Origin of the sequence: Actinomadura terrae (assembly GCF_022751215.1) — a bacterium.
In the GTDB taxonomy this organism is placed as follows: Bacteria; Actinomycetota; Actinomycetes; order Streptosporangiales; family Streptosporangiaceae; genus Spirillospora; species Spirillospora terrae.
Genome location: NZ_JAICDG010000002.1, coordinates 731,857 through 746,660, shown reverse-complemented (window position 1 = coordinate 746,660; position 14,804 = coordinate 731,857). Strand labels below are relative to the sequence as shown.

The 14,804-nt window shown below is 73.1% G+C and carries 15 protein-coding genes; 8 read left to right on the top strand and 7 right to left on the bottom strand.

All coding sequences use genetic code 11. The annotated features are described in order from the left end of the window. Positions 1-4: 4 nt before the first annotated feature. The 3 genes from K2F47_RS13615 to K2F47_RS13605 all read right to left on the bottom strand — a co-directional run bounded on the left by K2F47_RS13615 (position 5) and on the right by K2F47_RS13605 (position 2,769). Positions 5-871: a CDP-alcohol phosphatidyltransferase family protein gene (locus tag K2F47_RS13615; protein ID WP_242903216.1), complete on the bottom strand. Its 867-nt coding sequence runs from the start codon at positions 869-871 to the stop codon at positions 5-7. Then, positions 861-1,934: an iron-containing alcohol dehydrogenase family protein gene (locus K2F47_RS13610; RefSeq protein WP_242903215.1), complete on the bottom strand. Its 1,074-nt coding sequence runs from the start codon at positions 1,932-1,934 to the stop codon at positions 861-863. Before K2F47_RS13610 ends, K2F47_RS13615 begins: the two co-directional genes overlap by 11 nt. 91 nt (positions 1,935-2,025) lie before the next feature. Beyond that, entirely contained in the window at positions 2,026-2,769 is a 744-nt protein-coding gene (locus K2F47_RS13605; protein ID WP_242903214.1) for a phosphocholine cytidylyltransferase family protein, read from the bottom strand. 316 nt (positions 2,770-3,085) lie between these two features. On the opposite strand from K2F47_RS13605, the gene ispD reads away from it, so the two are divergent. Both ispD and K2F47_RS13595 read left to right on the top strand, forming a co-directional pair. Next, entirely contained in the window at positions 3,086-3,787 is a 702-nt protein-coding gene (gene ispD / locus K2F47_RS13600) for a 2-C-methyl-D-erythritol 4-phosphate cytidylyltransferase (RefSeq protein ID WP_242903213.1), read from the top strand. Next, on the top strand, positions 3,784-4,536 hold the full coding sequence (locus tag K2F47_RS13595) for a glycerophosphodiester phosphodiesterase (protein ID WP_242903212.1): 753 nt from the start codon (positions 3,784-3,786) through the stop codon (positions 4,534-4,536). Before ispD ends, K2F47_RS13595 begins: the two co-directional genes overlap by 4 nt. A gap of 18 nt (positions 4,537-4,554) precedes the next feature. On the opposite strand, the gene K2F47_RS13590 is transcribed toward K2F47_RS13595, so the two are convergent. Together K2F47_RS13590 and K2F47_RS13585 are read right to left on the bottom strand one after the other, a co-directional pair. Continuing rightward, a complete protein-coding gene (locus tag K2F47_RS13590) occupies positions 4,555-5,418 on the bottom strand; it encodes a hypothetical protein (protein WP_242903211.1) in 864 nt (287 codons plus the stop codon). A gap of 66 nt (positions 5,419-5,484) precedes the next feature. Beyond that, positions 5,485-6,573, bottom strand: coding sequence for a glycosyltransferase family 2 protein (locus tag K2F47_RS13585; RefSeq protein ID WP_242903210.1), 1,089 nt, complete (start codon positions 6,571-6,573; stop codon positions 5,485-5,487). A 250-nt stretch (positions 6,574-6,823) separates the two neighbouring features. On the opposite strand from K2F47_RS13585, the gene K2F47_RS13580 reads away from it, so the two are divergent. The 5 genes from K2F47_RS13580 to K2F47_RS13560 all read left to right on the top strand — a co-directional run bounded on the left by K2F47_RS13580 (position 6,824) and on the right by K2F47_RS13560 (position 12,127). Continuing rightward, positions 6,824-8,509 (top strand): LCP family protein, encoded by a 1,686-nt coding sequence (locus K2F47_RS13580; protein ID WP_242903209.1) that lies wholly within the window; start codon positions 6,824-6,826, stop codon positions 8,507-8,509. 63 nt (positions 8,510-8,572) lie between these two features. Then, positions 8,573-9,361 (top strand): thioesterase family protein, encoded by a 789-nt coding sequence (locus K2F47_RS13575; RefSeq protein WP_242903208.1) that lies wholly within the window; start codon positions 8,573-8,575, stop codon positions 9,359-9,361. A gap of 99 nt (positions 9,362-9,460) precedes the next feature. Then, on the top strand, positions 9,461-9,967 hold the full coding sequence (locus K2F47_RS13570; RefSeq protein WP_242903207.1) for a hypothetical protein: 507 nt from the start codon (positions 9,461-9,463) through the stop codon (positions 9,965-9,967). 205 nt (positions 9,968-10,172) lie between these two features. Further along, positions 10,173-11,507 (top strand): UDP-glucose dehydrogenase family protein, encoded by a 1,335-nt coding sequence (locus tag K2F47_RS13565; protein WP_272496897.1) that lies wholly within the window; start codon positions 10,173-10,175, stop codon positions 11,505-11,507. Positions 11,508-11,716: 209 nt separating this feature from the next. Continuing rightward, positions 11,717-12,127: a CoA-binding protein gene (locus K2F47_RS13560; RefSeq protein ID WP_242903206.1), complete on the top strand. Its 411-nt coding sequence runs from the start codon at positions 11,717-11,719 to the stop codon at positions 12,125-12,127. A 7-nt stretch (positions 12,128-12,134) separates the two neighbouring features. Here K2F47_RS13560 and purE read toward each other — a convergent pair whose 3' ends face one another. Continuing rightward, positions 12,135-12,623, bottom strand: a complete 489-nt coding sequence (purE, locus tag K2F47_RS13555) for a 5-(carboxyamino)imidazole ribonucleotide mutase (RefSeq protein WP_242903205.1) — start codon at positions 12,621-12,623, stop codon at positions 12,135-12,137. Continuing rightward, the gene (locus tag K2F47_RS13550) at positions 12,620-13,753 is read right to left on the bottom strand and encodes a 5-(carboxyamino)imidazole ribonucleotide synthase (RefSeq protein WP_242905955.1); all 1,134 of its coding nucleotides are present in this window, start codon (positions 13,751-13,753) and stop codon (positions 12,620-12,622) included. The genes purE and K2F47_RS13550 overlap by 4 nt, the downstream gene beginning before the upstream one ends. A gap of 377 nt (positions 13,754-14,130) precedes the next feature. Between K2F47_RS13550 and K2F47_RS13545 the strand changes: the two genes are divergently transcribed. Beyond that, the gene (locus K2F47_RS13545; RefSeq protein ID WP_242903204.1) at positions 14,131-14,748 is read left to right on the top strand and encodes a GtrA family protein; all 618 of its coding nucleotides are present in this window, start codon (positions 14,131-14,133) and stop codon (positions 14,746-14,748) included. The last annotated feature ends 56 nt before the right edge of the window (positions 14,749-14,804 follow it).

The window sequence follows — 14,804 nt, the reverse complement described above, 5'->3', positions numbered from 1 at the left end:
ATCTTCACTTCAGTCTCCGGGAGGCCAGGATGCTGACCAGGTGCAGCAGGGTCTGCAATACGGCGACGGCGGCGACGGCGACCATCAGGACGCGGATCGCCGCGGGGGTGTCGGTGCCGAGCACGGCGTCCAGCGCGGCGGCGGCGAGGATCAGCAGCGACAGCTCGACCGCGCCGATGATCCGGTGGAAGCGCAGCATGGACGCGGCCTGCCGGGCCAGGGCGATGCCGGTGGAGCGCGGCCGCAGCGCCCGGTCGCCGCCGGACGGGTCGGCGGCCAGCCCCGACTTGGCGCGCGCGACGACGACGTTGTCGGTCTCCGCCTTGATCAGCGCGGCGCCGAGCGCGGCGACGAGCCCGAGCTCGGCCCAGCCGCCGTTCTTCCAGCCGCCCTGCGCGGCGAACCCGAGCCCGATGAGCAGGGACACCTCGGAGAGGTAGTGGCCGATGCGGTCGAGGAACACCCCGGCGACCGACGTCCGGCGCAGGTAGCGGGCGACCTCGCCGTCCACGCAGTCGAGCAGCAGGTAGACCTGGATGAGGACGGCGCCGCCGAGCGCCGTCCACAGCGCGGCGGTGCCGGAGGCGGGCAGCGACACCACGACGCCCGCGACGATGCCGCTGAGCATCATCAGGTAGGTGAGCTGGTTCGGGCTGAACCCGAGGCGCAGCGCGATCCACGCGAAGTAGGGGGACAGGTCGCGCATGTAGAGGCGGCCCGCCCAGTGCTCCTCGTTGCGCCGGTCCTTCAGGCCGGGCGGCTGCCCGTACCGGCGGATGTCGGCGACGCTCGCGCGGCGGCGATCGGGCCGGTGGTCGCCGCCGTCCGGCACACCGGTGGGGGCCTGGTGATCGGGGGCCTCAGCCTCCATGGGCCTGGACATACTCTTCCACCGCCTTGAGGGTCGCGCCGGAGTCGAGGCCGAGATGTTCCAAGATCGTGTAGCGGCCGGGCCGGGTCTGCGGGGCGTACTGGACGGCCTCGGCGAACTGCTCGACCGACAGGCCGACGTCGCCGGGGAACCGGGGCAGCCCGTGCCGGCCGAGGCAGGCGAGGATCTGCTCCAGCCGCCGCTCCCCCTCGCCGAGCCGGGTCGCGCGCAGGTGGTAGCAGAACGCCGCGCCGATGCCCGCCAGCTCGCCGTGGTTGGCCGTGCCCGGGTACAGCTGGTCGATGGCGTGCAGGATCTCGTGGTCGCCGCCGCTGGCGGGCCGGGAGTCCCCCGCGAACGACATCGCCATCCCCGACAGCACGAGCCCCTCGGCGAGGACGGTCAGGAACTGGTCCGACTCGATCGAGTCGGGCTGGTGCAGCAGCGCCTCGGCGGCGGTGCGGGCGACGGTGAGCGCCATCCGGTCGATGCGCTCGCCGACCTCCTGCGCGGCGAGCAGCCAGTCCTCGACGGCGGAGAAGTTGCTCACCACGTCCCCGATCCCGGCGCGGACGAGGCGCTCCGGCGCGGCCCGCACGTAGTCGAGGTCGACGATCATCGCCAGCGGCATCACGACGCCGAACGAGCCCTTGCCCTTGTCGTGGACGAGCGAGGCGACCGGCGAGCAGATCCCGTCGTGGGACAGGTTGGTCGCGACCGACACCATGGGGATGCCCGACAGCGTCGCCGCGTACTTGGTCGCGTCGATCGTGCGGCCGCCGCCGATGCCGACGACGGCCTCGTAGGATCCGGCGCGCAGCTTGGAGCCGAGGCTGACGGCCGCCTCCACGGTGCCGCCCTCGACCTGGAACACCTCGCACGCCGTGAGCGACGGGCGGACGTGCTCGGCGATGTGGTCGCCCTGGCCGGGGCCGACCGCGATCGCCACCCGTCCCTCGGTGACGATCCTCCGGTCGGCCAACAGGTCGCCCAACGCCGCGACGGCCCCGCGCCGCACGTCGATGGACAGCGGTGCGGTCAGCATCCGCGTCAGCAGGGGCATGGGCCTCCTCGATCGTTCGATCGTTGTGTCGCTCGCTCGGTCCGGTCGCTCGGAGCCGGACGGGCCAAGGCCGGGCCGGGCAGGGCCGGGCTCAGTAGCCCTTGGCGATCAGGCGGGCCTTCTCCAGGTCGTCGTGGTTGTCGACCTCGACCCAGTCGACCTCGCCGATCGGCGCGACGGCGACGCGGCCGCCCCGGTTGACGAACTCCTGGTAGCCGTCCTCGTAGTAAAGGTCGGGGTCGCGCTCCCAGGTGGCCTTCAGCGCGTCGGCCAGGGCCTGCGCGGCGGCGGGCTCGATCAGCGTCGCGCCGATGTACTCGCCGTCGGCGGTGGAGGGGTCCATCAGTTTGGTGATGGTCCGCAGGTGGCCCGTGTCGTCGAGGATCACCTTCATCTCCTCGTCGGCCAGTGTTTTCACACTGTCCACGGCCAGGAGGATGTCGGGCCCACGAGCGGACAATAGTGTCTTCTCGACCCCGACCGGGTGGACCGTGTCGCCGTTCACCATGAGGACGCCCCTGGAGAAGTACTCCCGAGCCAGCCACATGGAGTAGGCGTTGTTCCACTCCTCGGCCTTGTCGTTGTGGACGAGCGTGATGGACACGCCGTACCGCTTCTCAAGGGCGGCCTTGCGCTCCTCGACGGCCGACGCGCGGTAGCCGACGACGATGACGACCTCGGTCAGGCCGACCTCGGCGAGGTTGCCGAGCGCGATGTCGAGGATCGTCGTCGCGCCGTCGGCGGACTCGATCACGGGGACCAGCGCCTTGGGGAGGGTGTCGGTGTAGGGCCGCAGCCTCCGGCCCGCGCCGGCGGCCAGCACCATGCCGATCATGCTTCTACTTCCTCCAGGTCGACGGTCACACCAGCGCCGCGTCCGGCCCTCCGGGAGCGTTCGGCCCTGTCGGCCGAGCCCGGCATGAAGGACCCGCCCCGCGCCCGGCCCCGGGCGGGAGCGGTACGCGGTGTCGTGGTGGTCCGGCGCGCGGATCGCGACCAGCGCGCGGACAGGGGCGCCGAGTTCCCCTGCGCAAACCCCAACACGGCGAGGTAACCATACTCGATCCCGCGCGTCCGGGCGGTCCGGTCCGTGGCACGCGGGCGCTGAGCGTAGTGCTTGAATGACTTCGGGTCGTGACGAACGGGGTGAGATGGCGACGCGGACGGTGGCGGTGGTACTCGCCGGGGGGATCGGCGCCCGGCTGGGCGCGGGGCGCCCCAAGCAGCTGGTCGAGGTCGGCGGGCGCACGATCCTCGCGCGCGCGATCGCCGCGTTCGACGCGCATCCGGCGGTGGACGAGGTCGTCGTCGTGATGGCGGCGGCGCATCTGCGGGAGGCGGCGGCGATCGCGGCGCCGTTCCGCCGCGTGAGCGCGGTCGTCGAGGGCGGCGACACCCGCACCGCCTCGTCGGTCGCCGCGCTCCGCCTGCTGGACGGCCGCGCCGACGACACACGGGTGCTGTTCCACGACGCCGCCCGCCCGTTCGTGGACGCCGACGTGATCGACCGGGTGCTGGACGCGCTGGACGGGCACGAGGCGGTCGCGGTGGGCGTCCCCTCGTCCGACACGATCGTCGTGGTCGAGGACGGGCTCGTCGCCTCGATGCCGCCGCGCGACACGACCGTGCGGTTCCAGACGCCGCAGGGGTTCCGGCTCGGCACGATCCGCAAGGGCTACGAGCTGGCGCTGGCCGACCCGGGGCTGCGCGCGACCGACGACTGCGGCATCGTCCACCGCTACCTGCCGGACGTGCCGATCCGGGTCGTGGCGGGCAGCGAGCGCAACCTCAAGGTCACCCGTCCGCTGGACGTGGTGATCGCCGAACACCTCGCCACGGGAGAGTCCCTGTGATCTTCGAGCACGCGCCCGCCGTCATCGGGCATCGCGGCCTCGGCTCGGGCACGCTCACCCCGCCCGGCGGCGGCCCGCCGGTCGCGGAGAACACGCTGGCCTCGATGCTCGCGGCCGCCGAGGCGGGGGCGCCGTGGGTCGAGATCGACGTGACCCGCACCGCCGACGACCGGCTCGTCCTGCGGCACGACCCGACGACCGCGGACGGCGACCACGTGATCGACCTGCCCGCCGCCGCCACCGGGCTCCCGACGCTGGAGGAGATCTTCGACGGGCTGCCCGCCGAGGTCGCCGTGGACGTCGACGTCAAGACCGTCCTGGAGGACGCGACCGACGACCCGTCCCGGCGTACCGGCGCGCTGCTGCTGCCCGTGCTGCGGCGCGAGGCGCGGCGCCGCCGGCTGCTGGTGACCTCGTTCGACCCGTCGCTGCTGGTGTTCCTGCGCGACGAGCTGCCGGGCGTCCCGCTGGGGCTGCTGACCTGGCTGCGGTTCCCGCTGTGGCACGCCGTCCCGGCGGCGGCGGGCCTCGGGCTCCAGGCCGTCGCGCCGCACACCGGGTCGTGCGGGTTCGAGCATCCCGACACGCGGCTGCGCCCGCTGGAGCGCTGCGTCGAGCAGGCCCACAAGGCCGGGCTGGACGTCGTCGTCTGGTGCCCGTCCGCCGAGCGCGCGCCCGACTACAAGGCCGCCGGGGTCGACGCGATGGTCGTCAACGACGTCCCGGGAGTGCTCGCCGCCGTGCGCTGAGCCTCTGCGAACGCCGGCTCAGGACGGTCGATCCCTGCCCTCGCCGCGCAGGTCGTCGCCGCCGTACATCTGCGTCCACTCGCCGACGCCCTCGCCGGAACCCTCCTGCGACGACGACGGCTTCGGCGGCTGCGACTGCGGCGGCTGGACGGGCGGCGGCGCGAACGGGCTGGGCGAGTTGCCCGGCGCCCCCGAGGCCCCGGGGGCGGGATGGCCGTAGGGGCCGCTCGGCGACTGCCACGGCGCCGGGTCCTGCGCGAGACGTCCTGGAGGAGCCGCGTGGCCCGGCGCGGGCGGCGCGCCCAGCGGAGGCGGAGGCGCCATCTGGTTGCCCATCGGGGCGGACATCGGACGTGCCGGGGGCGGGCCCATCGGCGCGGGCGGCGGCCCGCCGAAGCGCGCCGCCGCACCGGCGGTGCTCCTCGCCGCCCAGCGGGACGGTGCGAGGGACGCCGCGATCAGCAGCGTCCCGATGATCAGGAAGCCGCCGTAGGGCGCCAGCGTCAGGTACCCCATCGCGAGCCGGTCGGGAAGGGAGTCGCGCAAGGTGTGCTCCGCCGCCCAACTGGGCGCCAGGACCCACAGCGCGCCGACGGAGGCGAAGGCGAGGCCGGGGACGAGCGAGGCGAGCGGCGAGAGCCGCGACCCCGCCGACACGCCGAGGGCGGCCGCGGCCGCGATCAGCAGCGCCGCCCCGACCCACTTGTCGCTCCCGCCCTCGGAGCGGTAGTTCGCGATCGAGACCCGGACGCTCATGCCGAGCTTCTGGGTCCCGTACATCAGGGCCGCTGCCACCAGCGGAGTGACGATCAGTCCGATCAAGACGCCGATCGCGTGACGTGCGCCGTTGGACATGCCCACCTCCTCGTGGGTTGGCGGCATGACCGCCAACCTAACCCTCAGACGTACCTGAGCGCACGGGGGTTCAGGGGAGGTGAGGTGTGCCCGCTATCGGACGGCTTCTCCGGGTTTGGCCGGAGTCGGCTGGCCGAGACCGGGCGGGCTGGTGAGGAAGCCGACACCCCACGTGAGGTGCATGGTCGCGAAGACCAGCGGAAGCCGGATCCACGCCGACACCGGCAGCCCGCGCCCCTCGACGGCGGCGCCCGCGACCATCGCCGCCGCGTAGCCGCCGGGCAGGATCCAGCCCGGCCAGAAGCCCGCCGCGCCCGCGACCACGCCCGCGGTGATCGCCAGCACGGCGATCGGCGGCGCGAGGTAGCGCAGGTTCAGCGTGCCCTGGTGCTCGCGGCCGACGACGCGGCGCCAGCGTCCGGTGTGGAAGTACTGCTTGGCGAGGGCCCGCAGGTTGGGCCGGGGGCGGTAGGTGACGCGCATCCGGGGGGTGAAGAAGATCCGCCCGCCGCTCTGCCGGATGCGGTGGTTCATCTCCCAGTCCTGCGCGCGGGTGAAGGTCTCGTCGTAGCCGCCGACCCGCTCCAGGGCGCTGCGGCGGAACGTCCCGAGGTAGACGGTCTCGACCTCGCCCGCCTCGCCGCCGGTGTGGAAGCGGGCGTTGCCGACGCCGAGCTTGGAGGTCATCGCGCGCGCGACGGCCTTCTCGAACGGGGTGACGCCCTCGGCGGCCATGATCCCGCCCACGTTGTCGGCGCCGGACTCCTCCATCGTCTCGACCGCCGCGCGGACGTAGTCGGCCGGCAGCAGCGAGTGCCCGTCCACCCGGACGATGATCGAGTACTGCGAGGCCTTGATCGCGATGTTGAGGCCCTGCGGCGTCCGCCCGGTCGGGTTCGCGACCACGACGATGCGGGCGTCCTCCCCGGCCAGCCCGCGCGCGATCTCCTCGGTACGGTCGCGCGAGGGGCCGATCGCCAGCACGAGCTCCAGCTCGCCGGGATAGTCCTGGGTGAGGATGCGCCGGACGGCGTCGGTCAGGTGGCGCTGCTCGTTGAGCACCGGCATCACCACCGACACGGCCGGCCACGTGCGCTCACCGGCGGCGGCACGCGGCTGCGGCTCCGGTTCCGGCCGCGCTCCGGTCTGCTGGGCCTGCTTGGCGTGGGGAGACGGGTTCATATGGGCTCGCGGACGCACCTCGACCTACCGGCCGGAGGAGGCCCCCCTTCCTCTCTCTCGCTGGCTTGCCTGACGCGGCCCACGCCACCCAGGATCACGTGCGGGCCGCCGGGTGTGGTCAAGTCGGCGCCACGTTACTGCAAGGACACGAGCTCCAGGTAGCCATCGGACGGGTGTCTCCCACTTTAGAGTGGGGAGCACTCGCGTCGATACGCGCTGGACGGGATGTCCCTGGGGAGGCGGCGGCCGCATGGCAGACGGGCACGACTCAGGTCGGGGCGACTCCGACCCGCTGGAACACTACTTCCGGCCCCGGCCGGGGGGTGCGGCGGAGGGTGCGGCGTCCGGCGACGACGGCGACATCGAGGGCGTGACCATCGAGGGCATGCCCGCCCCGAGGGTGCCGGTGGAGGGCCGCGGGCCGCGCCGTCCGGGGCCGGGACTCAGCCCGCGCGCGGCGGTGAGCGCCCGGCGGCAGCGCCGGTTCCTGATGGTCACCGGGACGATGTCGGCGTTCGTGCTGCTGACCGCCGGCGGCGCGTGGGCGTTCCAGAACTACGTGACCGGCGCGATCGACAAGGTGTCGGTCGGCGGGCTCGGCAAGGGCAAGGACGCGCCGAAGGGCGCGATGACGATCCTCGTGGCGGGCGTCGACCGGCGCGAGGGCCTGACCCGCGAGCAGCAGCGGGCGGCCAAGCTCGGGCACGAACCGGGCGAGCGGTCCGACACGATGATGCTGCTGCACATCTCCCGCGACCACGACGACGTGTCGATCGTGAACCTGCCGCGCGACTCCTACGTCACGATCCCCGCGCACGACTCGAACGGCTCGGAGGGCGCGAAGGGGACGCGGGTCCCGTCCCGTCCGGGCAAGCTGACCTGGGCGTACCAGTTCGGCGGACCCGACCTGACCGTGGACACGATCAAGCGGGCCACCGGCGTGTCCATCGACCACTACGTCGAGGTCAACTTCTACGGCTTCGTCAACATGGTGGACGCGCTCGGCGGCGTGGACATCTGCGCCGAGCAGCCGATCGACGACGCCAAGAGCGGGCTGAAGCTCCCGGCGGGCAAGTCGCACGTGGACGGCCTGAAGGCGCTCGGGTTCGCCCGCGCCCGCTACACGCTGACCGGCGGCAGCGACCTCGGGCGCATCGACCGGCAGCAGCAGTTCATGGCGCAGATGATGAAGCAGGCGCTCTCGTCCAAGACGCTGAGCGACCCGGTGAAGTCGACGCGGTTCCTGAACGCGGCGCTGAAGTCGCTGCGCGTCGACCCGAAGCTCGCCAAGAACCTGCCGAAGCTCGCCAACCAGATGAAGGACCTCTCGACCGACCGGCTGACGTTCGCGAAGGTGCCGCTGGCCAACCCCGACTACAACGCGGTGCTGTGGAACGCGCCGACCCCGCAGTCCACCGTCCAGTGGGACGAGCGCCGCGCGCGGGACCTGTTCACCCGCATCCGGCGCGACAAGGCGCTGGCCAAGGAGACCCCGAAGCCGAAGCCCAGCACGACCCCGACGACGAAGCAGCCGGGCGAGGAGCTGACCGTGCCGCCGGAGGAGATCCAGGTGCGCGTCCTCAACGCGATCGGCACGCGGGGGCTCGCGACCCGCGCGGGCGGGCAGCTGAACAAGGCCGGCTTCCACGCGACGGTCGTGCCGGGCGTGGCGCGGCGCGGGCTCCAGACGACGCAGATCCAGTACGGCCCGTCCCGCGAGGACTCGGCCAAGACCCTCGCCGCCGCGATCCCGGGGGCGCGGCTGAAGAAGGTCTCCACGCTCGGGAGCCGCCTCCAGGTGCTGGTCGGCGCCGACTGGGACGGCGTGAAGAAGGTCAAGGTGACCGGCGCGTCGGCGAGCCCGTCCCCGTCCGGCGGCTCGTCGGGCGACCCGTCGGTGGAGACCGGCACGGCGACCCAGAAGCTCTGCGACTGACGGCACGGCGCCCTCCGCACCCGGACCTGCCTAGAATGCGGTTCTAGCAGCGAGGGAGGTCCTGTGGAGGCGTTCTACCGGCCGCTCGGCGGCGGGCTGTTCGCGAGCACCCCGGCGACGGCGGGCCCCTGGTCGCCGGACGCGCAGCACGCCGGGCCGGTCGCGGGCCTGTTCGGACGCGTCCTCGAACGACACGAACCGGTGCCCGGCACACGGGTGGCGCGGGTGACGCTGGAGATCCTCGGGCCGGTTCCGGTGGCGGAGGTGGCGGTGACGGCGCGGGTCGTCCGTCCGGGACGGCGGGTGACGCTGCTCGAAGCGGAGATGACGCACGCCGGACGGCCGGTGGCACGTGCCACCGCCTGGCGCATCCTCGCCGCGCCGGAACGCCTCCCCTCGGTGCGGCACACGCCCGCGCCGCCTCCCATGCCGGACACGACCCCGCCGCTGGAGGCGTGGGAGAGCGCCCATCTGGACGGCTACCTGTCGGCGATGGAATGGCGCGTCGTCAAGGGCGCCCTCGGACGCCCCGGGCCCGGCACCGTCTGGGCGCGGCAGCGCGTCCCGCTGGTCGCGGGCGAGGCCGACAGGCCGCTCGTCCGGGCGCTCGTGCTGGCCGACAGCGCGTCCGGCGTCGGCAGCCAGCTCGACCTCGCCAAGTGGCTGATCATCAACACCGACCTGACCGTCGCGCTGCACCGCGACCCGGTCGGCGAGTGGCTGTGCATGGACGCCGCGCTGCACACCAGCGCGCGGGGCAGCGCGCTCTGCGAGGCCACGCTCGCCGACCGCGACGGCGACATCGGGCGCGTCCTGCAAACCCTCCTGGTAGACGAGCTTCCTCCGGTCTGAGCCGCGACCCGCCCTGACCTGGCCATCCTTGAGTGATTACTCTCCGTGATGATAGGCAGGCAGAGCGAAGTCACGTGCGACCGTCAGGAGACACACAGCATGTCGGCAAGGGTTCTCGTCCTGCTCACCACATCCGCCGCCGCGCTGGCCCTCACGGGCTGCGGCAGCGACGTCCATCTCGCCGCGGCCGCGCCGACCCCCGGGGGCCATCCCGTGGTGGACGCGCCGGCCGCCCAGCCCGAACCGGACTCGCCGGAGGCGGGCCCGGCCAAGCCCAAGGCCAAGCCGAAAGCCAAGCCGAAGCCCGCGTCCGCGGCCAAGGACGGCACCGACCTCGGCGCCTGTCTGGACGCCTCCTGCGAGGTGGAGGTCGGCGACGGCCAGGAGATCCCGCTGGACGGCAGGTACGGCGCCGACTCGATCGGCGTCAGGATCAGGGGGAGCCAGGTCACCTTCACCGTGCGGAACAAGGGCTCGAAGACGAGCGCCACGCACATGCTGACCGGATCGAGCACCACCGGCATGACCTCGGTGTTCAACCACGTCAGGCTGAACTCGCGCCAGGGCCCGAACGGCAGGGTCATCTTGCAGGTCTCCCACGACTGACGCCCGGGAGGCATGGCCGCGCCCCCGTCCGGTGCCGGACGGGGGCGCGCCCACGTGAACGGGCGGTCACCCACCGCCAGCACGTCCGCGCCCGTACCCCGTAGGATTTCGGACACGCGCATCGTGTACGAACCCCCCGCCCACGCCGCCCGCCATCCCCTCCCGCGGAGACCCCGCGGCGGCGGCGAACCGAGAGGAGCCCGCCTTGGCCCACCGGCTGACGGTCATCGGAACCGGTTACCTCGGCGCCACGCACGCCGCCTGTATGGCGGACCTCGGCTTCGAGGTCCTCGGCCTGGACACCGACGAGCGGAAGGTCGCCCGGCTCGCGGCCGGTGACCTGCCCTTCTTCGAGCCCGGCCTGGAACCGGTGCTGCGCCGGGGCCTGGAGAGCGGGCGGCTGTGCTTCACCACGTCCTACGCGGAGGCCGCCGAGTTCGGCGACGTGCACTTCCTCTGCGTCGGCACCCCGCAGAAGTCGGGCGAGTACGCCGCCGACCTGACCTACGTGGACGCGGCGGTCGACGCGCTGGCGCCGCTGCTGCACCGGCCCTGCCTGGTCGTCGGCAAGTCCACGGTCCCGGTCGGGACGGCCGCGCGGCTCGGGGCCGCCCTGGCGCGGCTCGCGCCCGTCGGCGGCGACGCCGTGCTGGCCTGGAACCCCGAGTTCCTGCGCGAGGGGTTCGCGGTCAACGACACGCTGAGCCCCGACCGGATCGTGATCGGCCTCCCCGCCGAGCAGGGCGCCGCCGAGCACGCCGAGAAGGTGCTGCGCGAGGTCTACGCGAACACGCTGGCGGCGGGCACCCCGCTCGTGGTCGCCGACTTCCCGACCGCCGAGCTCGTGAAGGTGTCGGCGAACGCGTTCCTCGCCACCAAGATCTCCTTCATCAACGCGATGGCCGAGGTCTGCGAGGCCGCGCACGCCGATGTGACGAAGCTCTCACAGGCGCTCTCCTTCGACGACCGGATCGGCGGCCGGTTCCTCGGCCCCGGCCTCGGCTTCGGCGGCGGCTGCCTGCCCAAGGACATCCGCGCGTTCATGGCCCGCGCGGGCGAGCTCGGCGCCGACCAGGCGCTCACGTTCCTCCGCGAGGTGGACGAGATCAACATCCGCCGCCGCATCCGCATGGTGGACCTCGCCCGCCAGCAGCTCGGCGGCTCGTTCATCGGCCGGACCGTCGGCGTCCTCGGCGCCGCGTTCAAGCCGAACTCCGACGACGTCCGCGACTCCCCCGCGCTGGACGTGGCCGCCTCCATCCGCGCGCAGGGCGGCAAGGTCACCGTCTACGACCCGCAGGCCATGCCCAACGCCCGCCGCGCCCACCCGTCCCTGGACTTCGGCGAGTCGGCGCTGGCGGCGGCGGCCGGCGCGCACGTCGTCCTGCTGCTGACCGAGTGGGCCGAGTTCCGCGACATGGAACCGGACGCGCTGGCCGAGGCGGTCAGCGAACGCAACATCGTCGACGGCCGCAACGCCCTGGACCCCGAACGCTGGCGCGCCGCCGGCTGGAACTACCGCGCCCTCGGCAGACCTTAATTTTAAGTCCCGGCCCACGGCCGCTCGCCTGGCGGCTCGCGGCCGTGACCGTGCCTTTGCGGGCGCGGATCGCTTCGCGATCTTCGCGGCGGGGCCTCGCCTTCGGCTTCGGCCCCACCGCTCAGCTAGCGCGCCCGCGTGACGGCTGCGGTCGTTGGGTGCCCTGGCCTGGCGGGAACGCCCTCGGGGTGGGGGGTGTTGTGCGAGGTATGGGGCATTTTGCTGAGTCGGACGTCATCGAGCGGCTGTTGAGCGACACCAAGGTCTGGGCCTTCGTGGGCCTGGGCCCCAATCCGGCGCGCGAGGTCTACAACCAGGCGCGGCTGCTCCAGGGGCGCGGAAAGCAGATCGTCCCCGTGCACCCGGACGGAGCGGACGTCCTCGGTGAGCAGGGGTACACGTCGCTGGCGGATGTCCCCGGGGACATCGACGTCGTGGGCGTCTACCGGCGCGCCGAGTTCGCGGGCGCGGTCGTGGACGAGGCCGTCGCCGTGGGGGCGAAGGCCGTGTGGCTGCCGCTCGACGTGGTGGACGAGGCCGCCGCCCAACGAGCGGAGGACGCGGGCCTGGACGTCGTCATGAACCGCTGCCCCGCGATCGAGTGGTCCCGCCGCCGCTGAGGCCCGCTCAGCGTTGGGCCTGTAGGCGGGCGCCCTTGGCCTTGGCCTGGGCGTAGAGGTCCTGCTGGAAGGCCCTCATCTTCGCCTGGAGCTGCTTGTCGGTGGCGGCGAGGATGCGGACGGCCAGGAGGCCGGCGTTGCGTGCGGCGCCTACCGCGACCGTGGCGACCGGGACGCCGGCGGGCATCTGGACGATCGAGAGCAGCGAGTCCATGCCGTCCAGGTACTTCAGCGGGACGGGGACGCCGATCACCGGCAGCGGCGTCACCGAGGCGAGCATGCCCGGCAGGTGCGCGGCGCCGCCCGCGCCGGCGATGATCACGGCGAGGCCGCGGTCGGCGGCCTGCTCGCCGTAGGCGATCATGTCGTGCGGCATGCGGTGCGCGGAGACGACGTCGGCCTCGTAGGGGACGCCGAACTCCTCCAGCGCCTCCGCGGCGGCCTGCATGACCGGCCAGTCGGAGTCGCTGCCCATGACCACGCCCACCAGCGTCATCGCTTCCCCCAGCGCAGGTAGTCGGCCGCGTGGCGCGCGCGCTCGCGGACCTCGTCCAGATCGGCGCCGAGCGCCGTGACATGACCGATCTTGCGGCCGGGCCGCACGTCCTTGCCGTACAGGTGCACCTTGACGGCCGGGTCGTGGGCCATCACGTGGAAGTAGCGCTCGAACACGTCCGGGGCGTCGCCGCCGAGGACGTTCGCCATCACCGTGTACGGCGCGGTCGGTTCGGTCGAGCCGAGCGGCAGGTCGAGGACGGCGCGCAGATGCTGCTCGAACTGGGAGGTGCGGGCGCCCTCGATCGTCCAGTGCCCGGAGTTGTGCGGGCGCATGGCCAGCTCGTTGACCAGCAGGCCGCCGTCGGTCTCGAACAGCTCGACCGCGAGCAGGCCGGTGACGTCCAGCCGTCCGGCGATGTCGAGGGCGAGGTGCTGCGCCTCGGCGGCGAGGTCGCCGGAGAGGCCGGGCGCTGGCGAGATCACTTCGGTGCAGATCCCGCCCTCCTGGACGGTCTCCACGATCGGGTACGCGGCGCCCTGCCCGTAGGGCGAGCGGGCGACGAGCGCGGCGAGCTCCCGCCGGAACGCGACATGCTGCTCGACCATGAGGTCGACGCCCTCGTCCAGCAGGCGCCGGACGAGCGCCGCCGCGTCGCGGTCGAGGTTCTCGACGACCCAGACGCCCTTGCCGTCGTAGCCGCCGCTGGTGGCCTTGAGGACGAGCGGCCACCCCTGCTCGCGGGCCCAGGACTCCAGGAACGCCAGCGGCGCCGAGGACGGGACGTGCGCGTATGCGGGGCAGGGCACGCCGAGCTCGCTGAGCCGGTTCCGCATGGCGAGCTTGTTCTGCGCGAAGGACAACGTCGCCGAGCCGGGACGGCACGCCACGCCCGACCTCTCCAGCTCCTCGATGTGCGGCCCCGGCACGTGCTCGTGGTCGAACGTGACGACCGTGCAGCCCTCGGCGAAGGCGCGCAGGTCGCCCAGCGACCGATCGTCGCCGGTGCGGACGTCCGCGACGACCTTGGCGGCCGAGTCGTCGGCCCTCCCGGCCAGCACGCGCAGCGGCACGCCCAGCGCGATCGCCGCCTGCTGCGTCATCCGGGCGAGCTGCCCGCCGCCCGCCATCCCGACGACGGGTGTCGTCCGCGCGACGGTTCGGGGTGCCTCGTCCCGGCCCGTGGCGGGCCGTGCTTCCCCCGGCGGTTCCCCCGGTGCCTCCGGGGCGGCTTCCCGCGCGCGGCGCTGAGCTGGAGATGTCACGCCAGAAGGCTATCCGGCGGCCGGAGCGAACGAATCGCCCATCCCCCGCGTCGAACGTGTGTGGACGTCCTGCCAACGGGGAGGGAACCGCACGGACGGCCTGAAACGTTCATGTTCCGACGCCACTGGGGTCCCGTGCGTCTATCCTCGTCATACCTCCGCGGTGGGAGCGGCGCCCGTTCTGGGGACGCGCCGCCGCTCCCCTGGCCGAAGTCCGAGTCCGGAAGGGACGGTTCCGTTTCGTGAGCCTGGTCGCCAATCTCCAACGGCGGTTCGCGCACCTGGTGCGCGAGCTCGCGAAGTTCGGCAGCGTGGGCGCCATCGCGTTCGTGATCACTGTCGGGCTCGGCAACTTCCTGCACACCGGCCTCGACATGGGCCCGCTGACCTCCAACGGCATCGCCACGATCGTCGCCACCACGTTCTCCTACCTGGCGAACCGCTACTGGACGTTCCGGCACCGCGACCGCACCGGCCTGACCCGCGAGTACGTGCTGTTCTTCGCGCTCAACGGGATCGGCCTGGTGATCACGGAGCTGTTCATCGGCTTCACCCGCTACGTGCTGGGGCTGTCGGGCGCGCTGCCCTACAACGTCTCGCTGGTGATCGGCACCGGATTCGCCACGCTGTTCCGCTTCTGGTCGTACAAGAAGTGGGTTTTCCTGCCGACGAGCGCGCCGCAGGTCGACCCGGCCTCCGGGCTGCCCGAGGCGCCGCACGACCCCTCTCAGGACGGTGTGCCGGACGCGCGGCCCGGCGCGCATCGGGCGGGCTCCCCGGACGCCGCGTCCCCCCGGCTCGGGCACCCGCTCGACGCCCACCCCGCCGAGGACTACGCCCAGGTCACGCAGGGTAACTAAAGTCCCGGCCCACGCCCCTCGCCTAGCGGCTCGGGACGTGACCGTGCCTTTGGCGG

Bases quoted from the DNA above. Each gene is read 5' to 3' on its own strand.
- K2F47_RS13615 (WP_242903216.1), bottom strand. From the start codon at position 871: ATGGAGGCTGAGGCCCCCGATCACCAGGCCCCCACCGGTGTGCCGGAC.
- K2F47_RS13610 (WP_242903215.1), bottom strand. From the start codon at position 1,934: ATGCCCCTGCTGACGCGGATGCTGACCGCACCGCTGTCCATCGACGTG.
- K2F47_RS13605 (WP_242903214.1), bottom strand. From the start codon at position 2,769: ATGATCGGCATGGTGCTGGCCGCCGGCGCGGGCCGGAGGCTGCGGCCC.
- ispD (WP_242903213.1), top strand. From the start codon at position 3,086: ATGGCGACGCGGACGGTGGCGGTGGTACTCGCCGGGGGGATCGGCGCC.
- K2F47_RS13590 (WP_242903211.1), bottom strand. From the start codon at position 5,418: ATGCCGCCAACCCACGAGGAGGTGGGCATGTCCAACGGCGCACGTCAC.
- K2F47_RS13585 (WP_242903210.1), bottom strand. From the start codon at position 6,573: ATGAACCCGTCTCCCCACGCCAAGCAGGCCCAGCAGACCGGAGCGCGG.
- K2F47_RS13580 (WP_242903209.1), top strand. From the start codon at position 6,824: ATGGCAGACGGGCACGACTCAGGTCGGGGCGACTCCGACCCGCTGGAA.
- K2F47_RS13570 (WP_242903207.1), top strand. From the start codon at position 9,461: ATGTCGGCAAGGGTTCTCGTCCTGCTCACCACATCCGCCGCCGCGCTG.
- K2F47_RS13560 (WP_242903206.1), top strand. From the start codon at position 11,717: ATGGGGCATTTTGCTGAGTCGGACGTCATCGAGCGGCTGTTGAGCGAC.
- purE (WP_242903205.1), bottom strand. From the start codon at position 12,623: ATGACGCTGGTGGGCGTGGTCATGGGCAGCGACTCCGACTGGCCGGTC.
- K2F47_RS13550 (WP_242905955.1), bottom strand. From the start codon at position 13,753: ATGGCGGGCGGCGGGCAGCTCGCCCGGATGACGCAGCAGGCGGCGATC.